Annotated in this window: 22 protein-coding genes; 13 read left to right on the forward strand and 9 right to left on the reverse strand. The window is 32.3% G+C overall.

All coding sequences use genetic code 11. From position 1 onward, the window contains the following. From AST02_RS07005 to gtfB, 4 genes are all read left to right on the forward strand, one after another. On the forward strand, positions 1–360 hold a 360-nt coding region (locus AST02_RS07005; protein ID WP_141714590.1), incomplete at its 5' end, for an LPXTG cell wall anchor domain-containing protein. A gap of 109 nt (positions 361–469) precedes the next feature. Next, positions 470–658: a hypothetical protein gene (locus AST02_RS07010; protein WP_069816823.1), complete on the forward strand. Its 189-nt coding sequence runs from the start codon at positions 470–472 to the stop codon at positions 656–658. Between the two features lie 44 nt (positions 659–702). Continuing rightward, complete coding sequence (gene gtfA, locus AST02_RS07015; protein WP_069816825.1) at positions 703–2,211, forward strand: accessory Sec system glycosyltransferase GtfA; 1,509 nt, start codon at positions 703–705, stop codon at positions 2,209–2,211. After that, a complete protein-coding gene (gene gtfB, locus AST02_RS07020; RefSeq protein WP_069816827.1) occupies positions 2,204–3,526 on the forward strand; it encodes an accessory Sec system glycosylation chaperone GtfB in 1,323 nt (440 codons plus the stop codon). The genes gtfA and gtfB overlap by 8 nt, the downstream gene beginning before the upstream one ends. A 60-nt stretch (positions 3,527–3,586) precedes the next feature. On the opposite strand, the gene AST02_RS07025 is transcribed toward gtfB, so the two are convergent. From AST02_RS07025 to AST02_RS07040, 4 genes are read right to left on the reverse strand one after another with little or no spacing between them, the layout of a single operon-like run. Then, the gene (locus tag AST02_RS07025; RefSeq protein ID WP_069816829.1) at positions 3,587–4,222 is read right to left on the reverse strand and encodes an ABC-2 transporter permease; all 636 of its coding nucleotides are present in this window, start codon (positions 4,220–4,222) and stop codon (positions 3,587–3,589) included. Further along, positions 4,222–5,064: an ABC transporter ATP-binding protein gene (locus AST02_RS07030; RefSeq protein WP_069816831.1), complete on the reverse strand. Its 843-nt coding sequence runs from the start codon at positions 5,062–5,064 to the stop codon at positions 4,222–4,224. The genes AST02_RS07025 and AST02_RS07030 overlap by 1 nt, the downstream gene beginning before the upstream one ends. 28 nt (positions 5,065–5,092) lie before the next feature. Then, positions 5,093–5,812 carry a DUF3169 family protein gene (locus AST02_RS07035; RefSeq protein ID WP_069816833.1) on the reverse strand — a complete coding sequence of 240 codons (720 nt, stop codon included), beginning with the start codon at positions 5,810–5,812 and terminating at the stop codon, positions 5,093–5,095. Beyond that, positions 5,809–6,012 carry a helix-turn-helix transcriptional regulator gene (locus AST02_RS07040; protein WP_002506324.1) on the reverse strand — a complete coding sequence of 68 codons (204 nt, stop codon included), beginning with the start codon at positions 6,010–6,012 and terminating at the stop codon, positions 5,809–5,811. Before AST02_RS07040 ends, AST02_RS07035 begins: the two co-directional genes overlap by 4 nt. A 126-nt stretch (positions 6,013–6,138) precedes the next feature. Between AST02_RS07040 and AST02_RS07045 the strand changes: the two genes are divergently transcribed. Beyond that, complete coding sequence (locus tag AST02_RS07045; RefSeq protein ID WP_069816835.1) at positions 6,139–6,663, forward strand: DUF3267 domain-containing protein; 525 nt, start codon at positions 6,139–6,141, stop codon at positions 6,661–6,663. 10 nt (positions 6,664–6,673) lie between these two features. Here AST02_RS07045 and AST02_RS07050 read toward each other — a convergent pair whose 3' ends face one another. After that, the gene (locus AST02_RS07050) at positions 6,674–7,498 is read right to left on the reverse strand and encodes an AraC family transcriptional regulator (RefSeq protein ID WP_069816837.1); all 825 of its coding nucleotides are present in this window, start codon (positions 7,496–7,498) and stop codon (positions 6,674–6,676) included. A gap of 186 nt (positions 7,499–7,684) precedes the next feature. On the opposite strand from AST02_RS07050, the gene melB reads away from it, so the two are divergent. The 6 genes from melB to AST02_RS07080 all read left to right on the forward strand — a co-directional run bounded on the left by melB (position 7,685) and on the right by AST02_RS07080 (position 14,492). After that, on the forward strand, positions 7,685–9,073 hold the full coding sequence (gene melB, locus AST02_RS07055; protein ID WP_069816839.1) for a melibiose:sodium transporter MelB: 1,389 nt from the start codon (positions 7,685–7,687) through the stop codon (positions 9,071–9,073). A 15-nt stretch (positions 9,074–9,088) separates the two neighbouring features. Beyond that, positions 9,089–12,064, forward strand: a complete 2,976-nt coding sequence (locus tag AST02_RS07060; protein ID WP_069816841.1) for a glycoside hydrolase family 2 TIM barrel-domain containing protein — start codon at positions 9,089–9,091, stop codon at positions 12,062–12,064. Positions 12,065–12,359: 295 nt separating this feature from the next. Further along, the gene (cidR, locus tag AST02_RS07065) at positions 12,360–13,247 is read left to right on the forward strand and encodes a cidABC operon transcriptional activator CidR (RefSeq protein WP_069816843.1); all 888 of its coding nucleotides are present in this window, start codon (positions 12,360–12,362) and stop codon (positions 13,245–13,247) included. 110 nt (positions 13,248–13,357) lie between these two features. Next, positions 13,358–13,885 (forward strand): acyl-CoA thioesterase, encoded by a 528-nt coding sequence (locus AST02_RS07070; protein WP_069816845.1) that lies wholly within the window; start codon positions 13,358–13,360, stop codon positions 13,883–13,885. 5 nt (positions 13,886–13,890) lie between these two features. Then, the gene (locus AST02_RS07075; protein WP_069816847.1) at positions 13,891–14,265 is read left to right on the forward strand and encodes a hypothetical protein; all 375 of its coding nucleotides are present in this window, start codon (positions 13,891–13,893) and stop codon (positions 14,263–14,265) included. Positions 14,266–14,303: 38 nt separating this feature from the next. Then, positions 14,304–14,492: a hypothetical protein gene (locus AST02_RS07080; RefSeq protein ID WP_002511717.1), complete on the forward strand. Its 189-nt coding sequence runs from the start codon at positions 14,304–14,306 to the stop codon at positions 14,490–14,492. A gap of 205 nt (positions 14,493–14,697) precedes the next feature. Here AST02_RS07080 and AST02_RS14540 read toward each other — a convergent pair whose 3' ends face one another. The 4 genes from AST02_RS14540 to AST02_RS07095 form a co-directional block, all read right to left on the reverse strand. Then, positions 14,698–14,829, reverse strand: coding sequence for a hypothetical protein (locus AST02_RS14540; RefSeq protein WP_256092392.1), 132 nt, complete (start codon positions 14,827–14,829; stop codon positions 14,698–14,700). Positions 14,830–15,114: 285 nt separating this feature from the next. After that, entirely contained in the window at positions 15,115–16,113 is a 999-nt protein-coding gene (locus AST02_RS07085; RefSeq protein ID WP_069816849.1) for a FecCD family ABC transporter permease, read from the reverse strand. Further along, complete coding sequence (locus AST02_RS07090) at positions 16,110–17,105, reverse strand: FecCD family ABC transporter permease (protein WP_069816851.1); 996 nt, start codon at positions 17,103–17,105, stop codon at positions 16,110–16,112. Before AST02_RS07090 ends, AST02_RS07085 begins: the two co-directional genes overlap by 4 nt. Positions 17,106–17,123: 18 nt before the next feature. Then, entirely contained in the window at positions 17,124–18,116 is a 993-nt protein-coding gene (locus tag AST02_RS07095) for an ABC transporter substrate-binding protein (protein ID WP_069816853.1), read from the reverse strand. A gap of 221 nt (positions 18,117–18,337) precedes the next feature. On the opposite strand from AST02_RS07095, the gene sbnA reads away from it, so the two are divergent. Then, entirely contained in the window at positions 18,338–19,318 is a 981-nt protein-coding gene (sbnA, locus tag AST02_RS07100) for a 2,3-diaminopropionate biosynthesis protein SbnA (protein WP_069816855.1), read from the forward strand. Beyond that, a complete protein-coding gene (gene sbnB / locus AST02_RS07105) occupies positions 19,315–20,325 on the forward strand; it encodes a 2,3-diaminopropionate biosynthesis protein SbnB (RefSeq protein WP_069816856.1) in 1,011 nt (336 codons plus the stop codon). Before sbnA ends, sbnB begins: the two co-directional genes overlap by 4 nt. Positions 20,326–20,327 lie beyond the last annotated feature (2 nt).

A 20,327-nucleotide genomic window follows, 5' to 3' on the forward strand; every position in this document is an offset into this window, starting at 1 on the left:
GGTTCTACAGGAACATCAGAAGCAACAAACAATGCATCAGGTTCTACAGGAACATCAGAAGCAACAAACAATGCATCAGGTTCTACAGGAACATCAGAAGCAACAAACAATGCATCAGGTTCTACAGGAACATCAGAAACAACAAACAATTCATCAGATTCTACAAACACATTAGAATCATCAAGTGATTCAGATTCTGAGAATGAAGCGAACCAAAATGAAAAAGATAAAGACAAAGATTCAGAGTTACCAAATACAGGTGACGATACAACGAAAAACGGATTGTTAGCGGGTATTCTTGGACTAGGTGGTTTGGCACTACTGAGAAGACGTCGTAAAAAAGAAACTGAGGATAATTAATCACATTTGATTTAAATATCAATACAAAATACAGCTGAGGATATTTTCCTTGGCTTATTTTGTTATAATAAGTTAATAAATATTTCTATAGTTATAGGAAGTGTAATATATGAGTGAAAATATAAATGAAAAAGAAGAATTAGATCAAATAAATAAACAAATTGAAGAAGAATTAAATGAATATGATGCTGAAAAAGATCAACAAAAAGCAAAAAAAGAATTTCTGACACTTAAGTTTTTTGGTACGTTTATTATATTGACCTTTATGATTTTTAGCATTGTTAAATTGTTTGTTTGATAAGTAAAATTGTGATTTTAACTTTAGTTATTGAGGTGTAATACATGACGATATATAACATGAACTATGGTATTGGATGGGCGAGTAGTGGTGTAGAGTATGCGCAATTATACAGAGCTCAAGCTTTAAGAGGAAGAGCAGAAACATTAAAGTTCGTGTTTTTAGAATTTATAAAAACTGAAAATATACAAACCCTAACAAAAAATTTAGGGTTTAATGATGATGAAGTGGTATGGTTATACCAATTTTTCACAGATATAAAAATAGCACCTTCAAGTGTTAAATTAGATGAGATTATTCAATCACTCAATGACGACATCACTAAAACAGAAGATGAAGGAAAAATCAAAAAATATTTCTTTAATAAAAACAGTAATTATATCGTGTGTCATTTGAAAGAAGAAGATAGCGATATTGTTGATAGAGTAGAATATGTATCAAGAGGGAAGTTACTACGCAAAGATTATTATTCCTATGTACGTGTCTTTTCAGAGTATTACGCCCCTGAAGATAATATGGCTAAATTATATATGAGAGTCTTTTACAATGAAGACGGTTCTACAGCATACAACGAATATGTAAATGGTGATAATAGTATGTTTGTCTTTAAAGATAGAATACTATATTCGAAGCAAAGTTTTATTGCATATTTCATGGAAAAACTTCAGTTGTCGCAGGAAGATATGATTTTATTAGATCGCTCAAAAGATGTTGGTCAAATTATGATAGAAAATAAACATCAAGCTAAATTAGGTGTAGTGATTCATGCAGAACACTATAATGCTTCGACAACGAACGATGATTATATACTTTGGAATAATCATTATGAATATGTATTCACTAATGCGCAGGAAATTGATTTCTTTATCACAGCAACGGAAATCCAAAATAAACTGCTGACAGAGCAATTTGAAAAATATAATCATATCAAGCCTAATATATATACAATTCCTGTAGGAAATTTAAAAAATTTAACACAACCTTCTTTAAACAGAAAGCCTTATTCTATTATTACTGCTTCAAGATTAGCAGCTGAAAAACGTGTAGATTGGTTAGTTAAAGCAGTCGCAATTGCAAAACAACAAAGACCTGAAATAACATTTGATATATATGGAGAAGGTGCTCAAAAGCAGGCATTGCATAACCTTATTCGTGAAAATAACGCAGAAAGTTATATCACATTGCATGGCCATGTAAATTTAAACCAAGTATATAAGGATTATGAATTGTTTCTATCAGGATCAACGAGTGAAGGTTTTGGATTAACATTGATGGAAGCGATTGGCTCAGGATTAGGACTTATTGGATTTGATGTTAATTATGGAAATCCGACTTTTATTGAGGACAAAGAAAATGGCTATCTCATACCTATTAAATTAAATGTAGAATCAGAGTCTGAAATAGTAGAAAAAATTGCTGAAGCTATAATTCTATTTTTTGAAAATGATACAAATGATTTCCATGAGGCATCTTATAAAGTTGCTGAACAATTTACACAAGATGCTGTAAAAATCCAATGGAATAATTTAATTGAAGAGGTGCTTTATGATTAATTTATATGAAGCTTTCGATAAACAAACAATAGTCCTTTATAATTCATTTAAATTTTCTGGTATGAATAGACAAACAATCGTTATTGAAGCAGATGGCTTTCTTCCTGCAGATGTTAAAACACCATATGAATTTTTTGCGGAAAATGAAAATTTGCCAGTCAAACCATTATTTTTTAACCAAGTTAAAACACCGAAATTTTGGTTGATTGAAGGCAATAATAACGATGCTGTAATTAAAGATACAGGAGATATTAAAGCGAGAATTATTTATAAAAAGAATTATAAACATAGAATCGTAGAACGTATTGAGTGGTTAAATAAACAAGGACATACGCAGTTTATTGATTATTATAATAAATATGGATACAGTTATGCACAAGTAGTATTGGATCCTAATACCCATAAAAGAATATTAAAACGCTACTATAACGCTAAAGGTGAAGTGTTTATGGTTGAGAACTTCATCACAAATGATGTTATTTTGAATTGGCAAGGCAAAGAATACTTCTTCCATTCGAAAATACAATTTGTTAATTTCTATATTCAAGTTGCAGGGTTAGAATCTGAACAATTTTTAATCAACTCATTTTCAGTACCTGCCGCAGTGATGAACGGTTTAAGTGAGTCTAGCAATGATTATTTTTATTGGCAAGGTGATATTACGAGCGATATTATTCGTCATATGGAAAATATATTATCTAAAGAACGTAGATCATTCAGTATTATTGTGCCGAGCGATGAAGCCTACGAACAACTTAAATCATCCATTAGTGATAAATGGAAAAATAGAATATATAAATCTGGATATGTATATAAATTCCTGAAGTCTAATAATCATTCTAACCAAGTGCTAACACTAACAAATTCTGATCAAATACCGCATTTAGAACAAATTGTACAAGCACATCCACATTTAGATTTTCATATTGCAGCTATGACTGAAATGTCTAAGGTGTTAATGAACTTGAATAAATATGCCAATGTTAAATTATATCCAAATGCCAAAAAGACCGAATTTAAAGCACTTTATAAAAAATGCGATATCTATTTAGATATTAATAAAGGTAATGAAATATTAGATGCAGTTAGGGCAGCCTTTGACTACAAATTATTAATTTTAGGTTATGATGCCACTGCGCACAATAAAGTAGTAACAGCACCAACTCATTTATTCGATGTAGCGTATCCTGATACGCTAATCAGTGCCCTAGAGGAAGTTACGCAACACAAAGACACATTCGATAATTACTTAGAATTACAATTACAACAAGCCAATGCTATCGATAAAACAACATTTATTGAATCAGTAAATTAATAAATCACACAATAATAAAAAATCCCAATGACTTTGTAATTAAGTCACTGGGATTTTTTGCTATAGTTCTTGTTTATTAAATATTTTTATTGATGAAATGTAGGAAACTACTAATAAAATAATACCTAAAAGTGCATAGGTACTAACTACGAGTAAATTACTTGTTACGTTAGCTATATCTTCAATTGATCCAGATGAAGCAATATTTGGCATGATAAATCCAAAGAATACTAGGAAAAATAAAGCTATTACTATAAAGGATGTTGTGATTAAAATAACATTTGAATTTTCTGGTCCAAATTTAAATGTTAAAGGGAACATTATTGCGTATGAACCAGCGCCACCTATGCCTATTAATATAGATACTAACGTGAGATTTAAATTTTGTGTTATGAGTGCTAATGGTATAATACCGATGATAAGTCCTATTAAAATTAGAACGCCGTAGAAGCTGAAATAACTGTTTACGTATGCACTTCTACCTTTAGGTAAAGTGGACACATAATACATCCATTTTGAATCTTTCTCATGTTTAATGTTATCCGTTACAGGTGAAATAAGAAAAATCATTGGTAAAAAACATGTCATGATAGGGTTCATAAATGTGAATAGTATACTAGCGACAATACCTACAATTAAATAAGTGAAGAGTGATTTTTTTGATGAGTAATAACTGCTAAGTGTTAGGCCCTTCATTATTTATCACCTCTCATAATTAATTTTGTTGCGTCATCAATATTTTGCAATGGTCTCGCATTTGTTACTTGGTTACGATTATTGATTAAAGTAGTTCTTATGTGATTACGAGCTCTTGAAGCTATGATAAGGTCAGTTGGAATATTGAAATCTTCTTCAGGTTGCTCAATAATGCCATAATTATCCAATAAGGTTTGTTTGTTTTCTTCAAAAATAATTTTGCCATCTCGCATAAATACAAGTTTAGTTGCAAGCTGCTCAATATCTTCTGAAATATGAGATGAAATCAAAATCCCATTGCCTTCTTCTATGTAATCCTCTAACATTTCAATAACTTCTTCACGACTTGAGACATCCATACCAGCAGTAGCTTCATCAAGAATGAGAAGTTTACTTTCGTGTGCTAACGATATTGTCAAAGCAGCTTTCATACGCATACCACGTGAAAAAGATTTAATTGCATTATTAGTAGGTAACTCAAATTTATCGATAATTGAAAAGAATTTTTCGCTATTCCATGATTGATAAATATTAGAAAACACTTTATCAATTTCTTTGATTGTTAGTTTGTTTGGTACACGTAAATCATCAAATACAACACCGATATTTTCTTTATAATTGGAATCATTTTCTGTTACAGTTTCATCGAAAAAAATGATTTTTCCACTGTCTTTAAAGCGATTTCCGACCAATGTATTAATCAATGTAGATTTACCTGAACCATTTTTTCCAATTAAACCTACAACTTCACTAGGTTTGATTGATAGTGAAATATCGGAAAGGTGAAAGTCAGATTTTGTGTAAGACTTATTTAAATTTTGAACTTTTAAAAGGTGTTCCATAGATACACTCTCTTTCTTCATACTATATTTATAAATAAAATTTACGTACTTTTAACATATAACCAAATGCATTATAGATAAAAAGAATAATAATAAGGAGCAATCCTAAAAGTTGGTTGATGCCAGTAATTAATGAGAATAAACCTAATATCATTCCACCAATAATCAATAAAGTAAGATTGATATGATAAATTTTGAACATAGAGACGAGCGTAATATGACGTTCTCCTTCATCCATGATGTCTAGAATTTTCTCCGTATATTGAGCTTCACCTTGTTTTGGATAACGACTATCAAATTTTCTTACAAAGAAACCGATCATCAGAGAAGGAACAATTGTGATTAAGTAAGGAATGATAGGATAAAAAATGTCTCCCTCAGAAGCATTTACCATCACTATAATAAACATACAAATTAAACTAATTAAAATTTGAACATAATAAATAAAGCTCGTTCTCATAAACATCATATTTGCTTTCTCTTCAAATTCATCAGCTTGTTGACCCTCTATATCATGGTTCATTTTTGATTTGAATGTGAGTGCATTTTGTTGAACTTTATATAACACTAGAGTAAGGATTATATTAATGAGGGATGCAATGAGACAAACAATGATTGTAATTTCGTGGCTTGCGAAACTTATGCTTGAAAAATGGCTGTTATTTTCAAATAAGCCAAAGGATAGGCCAATAATACCACCAATGATTCCTCCTACTAAAACAAGCAATAAAAAGCGTCCTACTTTCATAAATCTTCCTCCTCAATTATGAAGATGTTTTCAACGGGTTCATTAAATATGCGAGCAATTTTAACAGCTGTCAGAATTGATGGCATAAAATCATTACGTTCTATTAAGGAAACAGTTTGTCTAGAAATTCCTGCGTTTTTAGCAAGTTGTGTTTGATTATAGCCATCACGTGCACGTAATTCTTTAAGTCGATTGCGCATTATTGATCAACTCCTTAAGGTTAATATATATTACTTTTGTCATTTTGACAACTATATTTGTCAAAATGACATGTATCGTGTATGTTATATGTGAGAATTTTATAATATGAAGAGGAGATTATCATTATGAAAAAAATTGATATTATAGGTAATGATTCATTAATAAAAGCATTTTCTAAATATCAAATTGCCTTATGTATTGTTTTTGGTGGGTTGTTTTTTGTTATGGTGAAGATGTCTGATACTATCGATATTTTCGATTCAATGTTAGCTAATATATTTATTGGAATAGGGTTATTTATAGGGACGTTTATTGTACATGAATTAATTCACGCTTTGTTTTTCAAACTGTTCTCGCCATTGAATAAGGTGAATTTTGGAATGGCTAACGGAATGATTTATTGTGCAATACCAGGGGGAAGCTTTACGCCATTAACTTTTGCTATAAGTGCAATAGCACCATTTGTTATTATTACTTCAACTTTCATCATAACTTTTTATATGGGGCTTTTACCCAAAGTGTTCTTTTTATCATTTGCTACCATGCATACAATGTCATGTATTGGAGACTTTTATTGGGTGATTAAAATGATACAAACACCAAAGAATTCTCATGTTAAAACTACAGATAGTGGTATTGTTATAAGTTAAAAATTTAAAGCTACGAAAAATTATTTCGATATTCAGATGCACTAATTTCAAAGTGTTTTGTAAAATTTTTAGAAAATAACAAAGGATCTTTATATCCAACTTTACTTGAAACTTCACATATCATATTATTCGTATGTATAAGTAATTGAGATGCATGATACATACGGATATATGTTAAGTATGCTTTGGGAGAACAATTTAAATTCTTCTTAAACAGCTTGAATAAATGACTGCGAGTGACATTAACATATTGCGCAACATCAACGACACTAATATTCTTGTGATAGTTTGAATTGATAAATTCGACTGCTCTTTGGATATCTTCGTTAACAATATTGACGTTAACTGAGAAATTTTTAGGAAACTGTTCTTGAAGCATATAAACTAATTGGTATATATGTTGCATGATTAAAATGTCATGTGAGTTGCTAGACGCAATTGTTTTTGAAAGATCACATATATTATGAATCGTTTTTTTAATTTCAGAAGTGTCTTTACCTATAATGACATGGTCATCTACGATATAACTACGTGCTAAATAATCTAGAATTTGTTTGCCACTAATACCTACCCAATAATAAGTCCAAGGTTTTGAAAAAGAAGGCTTATATTCAACTTCCATGCCTTTTTCTAGTAAAAACATATCCCCTTTTTTTAAGTTGAAACTCTGCCCATTATATTTAAAAATACCTTCACCATGAGTCACGATATGTATTACAGATGTTTGGAAAACTGTATAATTATAACCTACATTTGGTACACCAACTTCAATACCACATTCTACTAAATTAGCATCAATTAACTTTTTACTAAATTTCTTCCATAAAACTTGCATAACACACCTCTCAATTCATCATATTGAACTTCTTTAGATTTATATAATCACATTATAATAACAAAATGCAACATTTTGCCATACAACATCATCATTATGCTATTCATAACATGCACTTTAAATTGATAAAATGATATTAACATATATGTAAGCGCTTTAAAAAGTGAGGTTTTAGAGGTGGATAAAATGGATAGATATTTAACTGGAAAGCAAAAATTAGCATTTGGCTTTGGTGCAATAGGGAAGGATGCCATATTTAATATTGTTGGACTCTTCTTAATGTTTTATATCACAGATATTGTAGGTTTATCTCCTGCATTTGTCGGAGTTATGCTTTTTGTTGCACGTATTTGGGATGCAATTAATGATCCGATTATGGGTATGATCGTTGATAATACGCGGAATAACTTTGGTAAGTTCAAGACGTGGCTCGTTATCGGTACGCTTGCTAATGCTATTGTTACAGTCTTGCTGTTTACGAATTTAGATTTATCACAAACGTCTATGTATATTTATATATCGATTATGTATATTTCCTGGGGAATGACATATACGATGATGGATATTCCGTATTGGTCTTGGTTACCGAACTTGACGCATAACCCTAGAGAACGTGAAGAGATTTCAGTCATTCCTAGATTTTTCGCAAGTTTAGCCGCATTTATTGTAGGTACTTTTGGTTTGTTCTTTATACATAAATTAGGAGACGTCTTTGGTAGTGGTAGTGATTCGGTAGGTATTTTTGTCTTTGCCGTAATCTGTAGTGTTGTTTTTATCTTTACGATAGGTGTAACAGTCTTCAAAGTACCTGAAGATCATGAAATGGAAAAACAAATAGGTATTAAAGTTAATTTTAAAGATATTGGTCGTATTTTATTTAAAAACAAAGAATTACTCGCCATCATGGGTGTTTTATTAACTTTTAATTTATGTCTACAAACGCTCAATGGTTCTATCATTTATTACTTTAAATATGTAGTGAATGCGGAACATTTATTTTCAATTTTTAATGCAATGATTCTGTGTGAAATGCTTGGTTTATTACTTTTGCCACGTTTTATTAAATGGGTTGGTAGAACTAGAGCGTTTAATACAGCTATTACGCTTATCATAACTGGTTTAGTTATTATTTTAATATCAGGTTTCGTGGCGCCACAAAGTACGATCTTAGTCATTATAGGTGCAGGTATGTTACGAGTTGGTTCAGGATTTATGATTGGTATAACAACAGTATCGCTTGCAGATGTGATTGATTACGGTGAAGTGAAGTTTGGGCAACGTAATGAGAGTGTGATCACTTCCACAAACACGTTTTTAACTAAAGCATCACAAGCAGTTGCTGCTTTAATTGTCGGTGTCGGCTTATCTGTATTAGGTTATACGCCGAATGAGGCACAATCAGCGGTCACGGTTAATGGTCTGCGTATCATGATTATTGTCGCACCGTTGATTTTCGTTAGTTTAACAGCATTTTTATATCATAAAGCATTCCATTTAAAAGGTGACTTTTTAAATGATATTGAGAAAACACTCCGATATAAACGTCAGAGGGAACATAGAGAGAATATTAAATAGAGGGGATGTCATTTTATGTTAGAAGAACAATTTCATGAAAATATGGAGATTCAGCATGTGAACTTGATGCCAAGACGTGCATTTTATATACCTTATCAAGGAGGGGAGTCTGACTACCGTTTAGAAACACGTTATAATACAAAAAATGTGACATTATTAAATGGTGATTGGCACTTTGAATATTTCAATTCTCTAGAAGCATGTTTAAACCAACCTCAACAGATTAAAAAGGATATATTGCCAGTACCGTCTGTATGGAATTTATATGGCTACGATCAAATACAGTACCTTAACACACAATATCCAATTCCATTTGATCCGCCGTATGTTCCGAAGTACAATCCATGCGGACGTTATACACGTTCTTTTGAGTTAAGTTCATATGATACGCAAAGTGATTATCATTTGAATTTTGAAGGTGTAGATAGCGCATTTTATGTATGGGTAAATAATCAATTTGTAGGTTATAGTCAGATATCTCATGCTATTTCAGAATTTGATATTTCAAAATTTGTGCGTGATGGAGAGAATACGATACAAGTTCTTGTATTAAAATACTCAGATGGCACATATTTTGAAGACCAAGATATGTTCAGACATTCAGGTATTTTTAGAGATGTTTATATTTTAAAACGAGCGCAATCACGTGTAGATGATTTTAAAATTGAAACACATTTAAATGATGATTTGAATAAGGCCACTATAGATGTGAACTTAGTACGTAAACAAGCGTTAGACCAAGCTGAACTACACTTATATGATTCAGATGGCAAATTGGTAAGCAGTACTCAAGCTTCTGAACAGTATAGCTTTACAGTTAACAAACCACAATTATGGTCAGCAGAAAGTCCTGTACTTTATACGTTAGTCATTACTACTGCTCAAGAAGTTATTACACAAAAAATTGGTATTCGAGAAGTTAAAATCAGAGATAATCAATTTTTTATTAATGGACAATCTATTAAATTACGTGGTACCAATCATCATGATAGTGATCCTAAAACAGGCTATACGATAAATGAAGATCAATTTATGAGAGATTTAGAGCTTATGAAGCAAGGTAATTTTAACGCAATTCGTACGGCACATTATCCGAAATCACCTTTATTTTATGAATTAACAGACCAATATGGTTTTTATGTGATGAGTGAAGCGGATTTAGAAACGCATGGTGTAGTTCGTTTATATGGTGAAGAGAACACTGAGCACTTTAATATCATTACGGATGACCCTAAATATCAAACTGCAATTATCGAGCGTATTGAAGCGTCTATAATCCCTTTGAAAAACTATAGTTCAATTGTTTCATGGTCAATGGGTAATGAATCAGGATTTGGCGTTAATGTGGTTGAAGGCTTGGTACGTGCGAAAGAATTAGATGCTACACGACCACTTCATTATGAAGGCACATTACATCGTGATAAATCAAAAGACTATGATTTATCTAACGTTGAAATGATTAGTAGAATGTATCCATCTCCAGAAGAAATTGAAATGACATATTTGAAGAATCCGAATCTAGATAAACCCTTTATTTTGTGTGAATATGCGCATGCCATGGGAAATTCACCAGGCGATCTTCATGCTTATCAAAAGCTTGTTGAGGCATACGATAGCTTTATTGGAGGGTTCGTATGGGAATGGTGTGACCACGGTATCCAGACAGGTTTGAAAGGTGGTAAGACAATATTTAGGTATGGTGGGGATTTCGGCGAACGTCTACATGATGGTAATTTCTGTGTGGATGGTATTGTTTCTCCTGACCGTGTGCCTCACGAAGGATACTATGAATTTAAACATGAACATAGACCGTTAAAAGTAATAAAGCGGGATGACTATAAACTATCATTACGTAATCAACTTGATTTCACGCATATAGAAGATTATTTAAGTGTTGAAGCAACTGCTACTTTTTTAGATGGCACGCGTCAGACGTTTGAAGTTCCTTTTGCTCAATTTGCACCCCATACAACACAAAAGATTGAATTAAGTGACTATATTAATATAAATGAACTCAGTGATGTGATGTTACACTACAAATTGAAATATGCAGATAAGTTACGTTCGGCTCATTTTGAATTAGGATATGATCAAATCGTATATCAGCGACAATCAATGACGCATCAGAATATGAAACTATTATCATTAGCATGCAGAGACGAGGATCGTACAATTCACGTCGCTATTGATGATTGGGTATACATTTTTGATAAAACAGACGCGAGTTTAAAAACAGTTGCGCATGATGGCATAATTATTATGAATCAAAAAACACAAAATAACCTATGGCGTGCACCAACAGATAATGATATTAATGTTAAGCAAGATTGGGCATACGCTGGATATAAAGATATTACTACGCGTGTGCATGGTTATCGAATCGATGAAAATAAGAGTGACGTCAGTCTTATTTTTGATATTGCACTGGTTAATGAAGCGGTTCCTCCTGTACTTTCGGGTACAATTACGTGGACAATTCAAAACGATGGTACGCTTAACGTAAACTATGATTTAGAGAAAGATACATTAGCGCCATTTCTTCCACGGTTCGGTTTAGCCATGACATTACCAAGTGATTATGAGCAAGTCGAATATTATGGAAATGGTCCTTATAGTAGTTATCAAGACAAAGGTATAGCAACATATTTAGATTATTTCAAAACAACAGTGACAGATAATGTAAGTAACCATATCAAACCTCAAGAATCAGGAAGCCATAACGAGAGTACATTTGTTAAAGCTTCAAATGGTCGAAATGCTATTGTTGTATCAAGTGGGGACACATTCAGCTTTAATACAACACATTATTCATTAAATCAGTTAACGCATATAGCACATAAAGACCAATTAGAGCTCGAAGATTATACGTATTTTTATATTGATTATGCTCAAAGTGGCATTGGTTCTAATAGTTGTGGCCCAGAATTAAATGAAGCTTATCGACTCAATGATACACAAATCAAATTTAATTTTAAATTGAATTTTGAGTAGCTAGTGTTTAAGGTATTTCACTCATGTTAATCAGCAATTTATTTTATATTCAAAAAAGCCGTTATCACGAAATGTGGTAACGGCCTTTTTTGAATTAAATCTTCATGACAAATAGTGATTTAACTATTTTATTGGAAATAATAAGGTGACATAAAAATAAACCTTGGTGTTATATTTCCAATACATGCTAATATTAATATTAACAAGAACGCTAAAAATTTCTGGATTATAAAATATAAAAATAATTGAACTATAGAACGCTACACTCATAATATAAAAAGAAGGTGTGATTTTATTGGAACTTAGACATATGCAGTATTTTGTTGAAGTCGTAAAACAAAAAAGTATGACGAAAGCAGCAGCTAAACTTTTCATTACACAGCCAACAATTAGTAATACGATTAGGTTACTAGAAAAAGAATTAGAAGTAACATTATTTAATAGATATAAAAACCAAATATACCTAACTGATGCAGGGGAGGCATTCTTTTTTCAATGTAAAGAAATGCTGAAAATGTATGAAAACATCCCTAATGAATTAAGTAATCTTTTAGAATTGAAAAGCGGACATTTAAAAATAGGAATTCCTACAATTATTAATATTCGAAGACTAATAAAACTCATCTCTCAGTTCCATGATTCTTATCCTAATGTAACGTTTCAACTTTTTGAAAATGGAAGTAAAAAAATTGAAAATGATATATACTATGGTGATTTGGATATGGGGATTACTGTTCTACCAACGAATCATAAAATTTTCAGTACATTCACTTTCTTAGAAGAAAAGTTAAAACTTGTAGTTCATAAAGATCATCCATTATCTAATAGTGATACGATTGATATTGAAGATTTAGAACATCAAGAATTTATTTTATTTAATTCTGATTTTTACTTAAATGATAAAATAAAAAATACGTGTAGAAACTATGGATTTAATCCTAATATTATTTTTGAAACGACCCAATGGAGCTTTATAGAAGAAATGTTAATAAATAATATGGGCATTTGTATATTACCTGAGGGGATACTTGATTTATTGGATAAAGATTTGAAAGCTATTAGTATTAATGAACCTTCAATGAAATGGGAACTCGCCATTATTTGGAGAAAAGATATCATAGTCGATTCTTTAACAAAAAATTGGATTAAATTTATACAAGAAAATTACTTATTACATCATTAAACGCAGAGGTCATTCACATAATTTATGGCCTTATAAAAAAAGGATATTTTCTATTTATATGTTCCCGTTCTATAATTTGTGACATAAACATTATAGAACGGGAGTTTTTCATGGAAAATTATAAATATCCGAGCGATAGTAAAATTGTCAGTACCGATCAAGTTTTAATTAATGACTTGAATAATTACAACACACTATTTGGTGGCGTATTGATGAAAAAAATTGATAATAATGCAACTTTGTCTGCTAGAAGACATGCAAGAGTTAAAGAATGTGTCACAGCATCTACAGATAGTGTGGAATTTTTACATCCTATTACTCAGTCAGATTCAGTTTGTATAGAATCTTCTGTAGTTTATACAGGAGAAAAATCTATGGAGATATTTTGTAAGGTAATTTCGGAAGATATGATTACAGCAAAAAGAAAAATTGCTGCTATCGCTTTTCTTACTTTTGTAGCCTTAGATGAAAATAAAAAATCAATTAAAGTACCTAAAATTACAGCTCAGACTAAAGACGAAAAAACATTATTTATGTATGGTGAAGAAAGAGCAAAAGTGCGTAAAACGAGAAGGTTACAAAGTAAAACATTACTTAAGTCTCTTGATTTAAGTAAACCATGGGAATTGGAGAAGTGATAAAAATGGTTAATGAAATGGATGAACTAACACAATTCAAATTAGATTTAAAAGCTTTGAGAGAAGAATCACCTCTCTTATATGAGCAATTAGAATATATAGCAAGTTTAACAAGACAACTAAGTATTCATTATAAATATTTAGGACTACTTATGTTTTCAAATAATAATGAAGTTATTCAAAACAACAGACCTATTTTAATTAGAGATTCTGTTTTAGAGTTATATGAACGAGAAGTTGAAAAAGTAAAAGAAAATAATGAATTCGAATATGTGAATGAAATGATATTAAAATTCCAATTTGTAGCTTACTCACAAATATTCCTTATCGTTTTAGGTGCAGAACCTAGTTTTGTATTTAATAACACGATTATTAAATAATACAGAGCTACTTCGATCTTGAAATGAGGCAGCAATAAATGAGCATATCAGAATGTAGATATTTATGTATCAAACAAGACAAATCCTTTGAAAAGGGTAAGCTGTATTGGCTGTTCCCGACGGAGGTGTCTACACTTGATGAAAAATATTTTTACGTATCAAACGATGGACAACTTTTAACAGAAGCATACAAAAGTAGTAACTTTATTAAAAGTGTCTCGCACTAATGTAATATAGCATTTTTGAATACGACAAGAATCCTAAACTACTATTATTTAAAAACACGATTTTGAACGTGTCTGGTCACCTATTTTATAGTATGCATCCTCAATCATACTATGCTTTGGAGCTAAACCTTTCAAAATCTGACAAGTATAGATGAATTTTAAAAGCAGTCACAAATTTAATGATTTGTGACTGCTTTTTATAATTTTATTCTTTTTCAATATTTGATGCACATGCAAAGCAATATAAATGATTGTCTTTATATTCACCATTCAAGAAACCATTTAAACAATAAATATCTTTTTGGCAGACAGAACATTTTCCTACTAATTCTCTCATTTTAAAAACCCCCTTGAATATTCATGCATTCGTCTTATTCTAAATGGTTTTTGAATAAGTGATAACTTCACTAAAATTACAAGGTATATTGATTTAATTAGCATTATAAACTACAGTGCTGTTTAATTTAAATAAATTAGATTATTTTATTTGAAAAAGGCAGTACTTTGGGCTGACTCCTGCGGGAAAAGCACTAGCCGAAGACTACAGGCTGAGGTTGTGCCCGCGGAAAGCATGCACAAAAAACTGCCAATAAAGTCGGAGACTTTATCTTAAACACAATACTTATAATTTTTTCACAGTCAGTAATAAATAGATAAAGAATGGGGCACCGAATGCAGCGATGAAAACACCAGCCGGTACTTCTTTTGGTAAAAATACCGTTCTGCCTATAAGATCCGCAATGACAATGGAAAGTGCGCCAAAAATGGCTGACATCAATATCCGTTTTAAATAATTCCCTTTAATCAAAGCTTTAGCAATATGCGGTGAGATTAAACCCACAAAGCCAATGTTCCCTACAAAACTAATCGCTGCACCAGCAAGTATCGTTGTGATCACCATTTGAATGAGGCGTGTTTGATTAACCTTTACGCCTAAACCCGTGGCCACATTATCATGCATAACGGATACTTTCATTCTTGGGAGTACAATAACCAACAATGGCAAAGTGCACACTATAAATAACCCCAATATCAAACTGTTTTCAAATGTGGCACCAGATAAACTACCGACAAGCCAGGTATACGCTTTAGACGCAGCAAGTTGTTTTGTAAGGACAAGCGTGCCATTCACGAGTGCCATAAATAACGTTTGTAGTGCGATACCAATAATAACTAGAGTAGTGGGCTGTATATTGCCTTTTTTCTGGAAACTCATCAAGATGAACATCACAACAGCTGCACCAGTGAGCGAAAACGCCGGTAGCCAATGGACACTAATATCTCCTAAAAACGCAATAAATGCCACTGCCCCAAATGTTGCACCACCTGTTGCACCTATAATATCTGGAGAAGCGATAGGATTTTTAAGTACATTTTGTAAAATCAAACCACTTACACCAAGTGCTGCACCAGCTACAATCGCTAATATAATTCTTGGCAAACGCAACACTTCGATGGTGAATTGATCGGGACTTGAAATAGGATCAATCATATAAGAAAGGATACTATTTAACGATATAAAAGTAGACCCCAGCATTAAACTCAAGATTGAAAAAATAATCAATATGAGAACGGCAATGACTAAACGTTTGGTATCTTTTTTATGGAGTGTTTCATTCATATACGTTGAATTCCTTTCCTAATAATATAAATAAGTGTAATTGAGCCGATGACTGCTGTGATAACGCCTATAGGAAGTTCGAGTGGTTGGATTATTGTTCTGGCTAAAATATCGGACAATGTCATTAACATAGCACCACTCATTGCAGTGAAAGGTATCAAATATTTATAGCTAGCTGGCATTAACTTTTTACTAATATTCGGTACGATTAATCCGATAAACATAATAGATCCTGCAAGTGAGACAGAAATACCGGCAAGCGCACTAATAGTTAATACCATAATCATTTTTGTTAATTTAACTTTTTGACCAAGTGAAGAAGCAATTTCATCACTCGTCATTAAAATGTTGATGTGTGATGACATCGCAAAGGCAATGAGTAGAAATATAATAATAATTGGAATGACCCAAGCCACTTCCCACACATTACGCATTGCAACAGAACCACTTAGCCAAAAGAGAAAACTTTGTAAATTGCTTTGGTTCATAATTAAAATGCCTTGTGTAAATGCTCCGAATAATGCTGAAATCGCTGCGCCAGCCAATATCACACGTTTAGGTGAAAATTGCGCTTGCTTAAACATGCCAAGTGTAATAACAAGAACAGTAACAATGATTGCCCCGATAAATGAAATCGCTATGAGTGCTTCAAATGATTGCACTTTAAAAAATGTTAAGCCACAAATCACAAAGAACACGGCACCTGAATTGACACCAAACAGGCCAGGTGAAGCGATTGGATTACGTGTTAACACTTGCATAAGTAGACCAGATACAGAGAATGCAGCGCCAGTAAGTATAGCAATAATTGTTCTGGATGCACGGGATTCGGCAAGTAGAATATGTATATCGTTATTACTATTAAAGTGGAACAACGCTTGTATCAACTGTGAAAGTGATACAAGCGTGTTTCCAATGATTAAACTTAAAATCGTTACAACGATAAGGCATAAACCAGAAAGCATTAATTTATACCACGGTTTAAGTAACATGAGGTAACTCCTTATTGATTAAGATTGTTTTTCAATATCTAATTTTTTGTATAAATCGTCAATGAGCTTAAGTGATGAAGTGTAACCACCAGCCATGTTCCATGTGATTTCGTCCACATTTCTTGATACTTTATCATTTTTTACTGCATTTAAGTTTTGCCATTGATTACTTGATGTCCATTCTTTTTCTGTTTTCTTAGTTAATTCTACGTCCTTAGCACTTTTATCAGACTTGAACATAAAGATATGGTCAGCATCCATAAGTGGAATGCTTTCTTTAGATGTTAATTGAATGATGTCTTTACCTTTATCAACTTGTTTTTGTTGTCCTTCTGGGCGTTTAAATCCTAAGTCATGTAAGATGTCTCCAGCGTAACCACTTGCATAAATACGTGCATGATCTGGTCTGAAGTTGATAACTGAAGCTGACATTGGCCATTGATCTCCATACTTAGCTTTTGCATCTTTTTTAAATTGTGCAACTTTATCTTCATAATTCTTTAATAACTCATCAGCTTTTTCTTCTTTACCGAGTGCTTTGCCCATCATTTTCGTTGTATCTTGAAATTTATACACTGTATCGTGCGTAATGGTTGGTGCGATTTTAGAAAGTTGTTCATATTGTTTTTCATTTCTGACTTTAGAACCGATGATTAAATCTGGTTTTAACTTAGATATTTCTTCTAAGTTTGGTGAAGGTTCTTGACCTACTATTTTTGTATCTTTTAGGTCGTCTTTTATGTAATCATATTTAGGTTGTTGCGTCCAAGATTCTACAGCACCGACGGGTTTGACGCCTAATGCGACAGATACATCAGTCGCGCCTTGATATAATGTTACGACACGTTTTGGTTTCCCTTTAATTTCAGTGGTCCCCATAGCATGTTTAATCTTCGTTGTTTTACTATCTTCCTTTGACTCCGATGACTTTTCGGACTCCCCATTTCCACAAGCTGCTAACACCATAACGGCTACTAAAACAGTAATGAATACTTTTGTTAAATGCTTCATTTCTCTAAAACCTCCAACTTGGATTGATAATCATTATCAATCCTAATATCTTATAAAGTAAACGATATGTCAACAAAAATTTTAAATTTTTTTAAAAATTAAATAAAGATTTGACATTTTAAATAAGGATACCTAGAATACAGTTTACTGATAATGATAATGATAATCGTTATCATTATCGTAGTGTTATCGATAATCCATATTTTTTAGGAGGAATTTAAGTGAGACAAGAACCTAAGCATTGTCATGATTCTTTACTTTCATGTATAGGTGGAACGCCTATGATACAGCTCAAGCAACTGTTTCCGGAACATAATGTTTTCGCAAAATTAGAATATATGAATCCAGGCGGCAGTATGAAAGATAGACCAGCTCAATACATCATTGAAGATGGTTTTGACAAAGGAACAATTACTAAAGGTACACATTTAATTGAGAGTACTTCAGGAAATTTAGGTATTGCTCTAGCAATGATCGCTAAGATAAGAGGATTAACATTAACATGTGTGGTAGACCCGAAAATTTCAGAAACAAATTTAAAAATTATTAAAAGTTATGGTGCAAATATAGATATGGTAAACGAAGCGGATGAAAATGGTGGATATTTAATGACGCGCATTCAACGTGTTCGTGAATTACTCGATTCAACTGACAACGCATATTGGATCAATCAATACGCAAATGAATTAAATTGGCAAGCACATTATCATGGTGCTGGTGCAGAAATCGTAGAGCAAATAGAAAACCCAATTGATTATTTTATAGCGCCAGTGAGTACGACAGGTAGCATTATGGGCATGAGTAGAAAGATAAAAGAACGTCACCCGAATGCACATATTATTGCGGTGGATGCGAAAGGGTCAGTTATTTTTGGTGACGCACCTACAGATAGAGAATTACCAGGTATTGGTGCGAGTAGAGTGCCTGAAATTTTAAATAAAGAAGAAATAGACCAAGTTGTCCATGTCGATGACTACCAATCAGCACTTGGATGTAAACGCTTAGTTGATTATGAAGGTATTTTTGCTGGTGGGTCGACAGGATCAATTATATCAGCGATTGAAAAAGTCATTCATTCCATCGATAAAGATAAAACAATTGTGACGATTTTACCTGATAGAGGCGATCGCTATTTAGATTTAGTTTATTCAGATGCATGGTTTGATGATGTAAAAAATAAAAAAGGAGCACTAACACGATGAACAAAGACATGTTGTATTTAAATAGATCAGATATTGAACAAGCAGGAGGTAATCATTCAACAGTTTATGTAAATGCATTAACAGAGGCATTAAAAGCCCACGCGAATCAAGATTTTGTGCAACCATTAAAGCCATATTTACGCGCAAATGGTAAAGAAGGGCATATTGCGGATCGTATTATTGCCATGCCAAGTCATATTGGCGGTCAAGATCCAGTATCAGGTATTAAATGGATTGGTAGTAAACACGATAATCCATCAGAACGAAAGATTGAACGCGCAAGTGGCGTTATTATTTTGAATGATCCCGAAACAAACTATCCCATTGCAGTGATGGAAGCGAGCTTAATCAGTAGTATGAGAACGGCTGCTGTTTCAGTTATTGCTGCTCAGAAATTAGCGAAAAAAGGCTTTGAAAGATTAACAATTATCGGCTGTGGTCTAATTGGTGATAGACAATTGCAAAGTATGTTAGAGCAATTTGATCATATTAAACAAGTATACGTATTTGATCAATTTGAAAAAGCCAGCGCTAATTTTATTGGAAAATGGGCTGAAGCACGTCCAGATATTCACTTTGTTCAAGCGACAACAGCGAAAGAAGCAGTTGAAAATGGAGAGGTAGTCATTACTTGCACAGTTACGGACAAACCATACATTGAATATGACTGGATTCAAAAAGGCACATTTATTAGCAATATTTCAATTATGGATATTAAAAAAGAAGTCTTTACACAAGCAGATAAAGTCTTGGTAGACGATTGGTCACAAGCAAATCGCGAGAAAAAGACAATTAATCAACTTGTATTAGAAGGGCGCTTTAGTAGGGAAGCCTTACATGCTGAATTAGGAGAATTATTAACAGATGCTAAACCAGGAAGAGAAAATGATGAAGAAATTATTTTATTAAATCCAATGGGTATGGCAATCGAAGATATTTCAAGTGCTTATTATATTTATAAAGAAGCGAAGCAACAGCAAATCGGAACAACATTAAGTCTATATTAAGG

It is taken from the genome of Staphylococcus equorum, assembly GCF_001747895.1.
In the GTDB taxonomy this organism is placed as follows: domain Bacteria; phylum Bacillota; class Bacilli; order Staphylococcales; family Staphylococcaceae; genus Staphylococcus; species Staphylococcus equorum_A.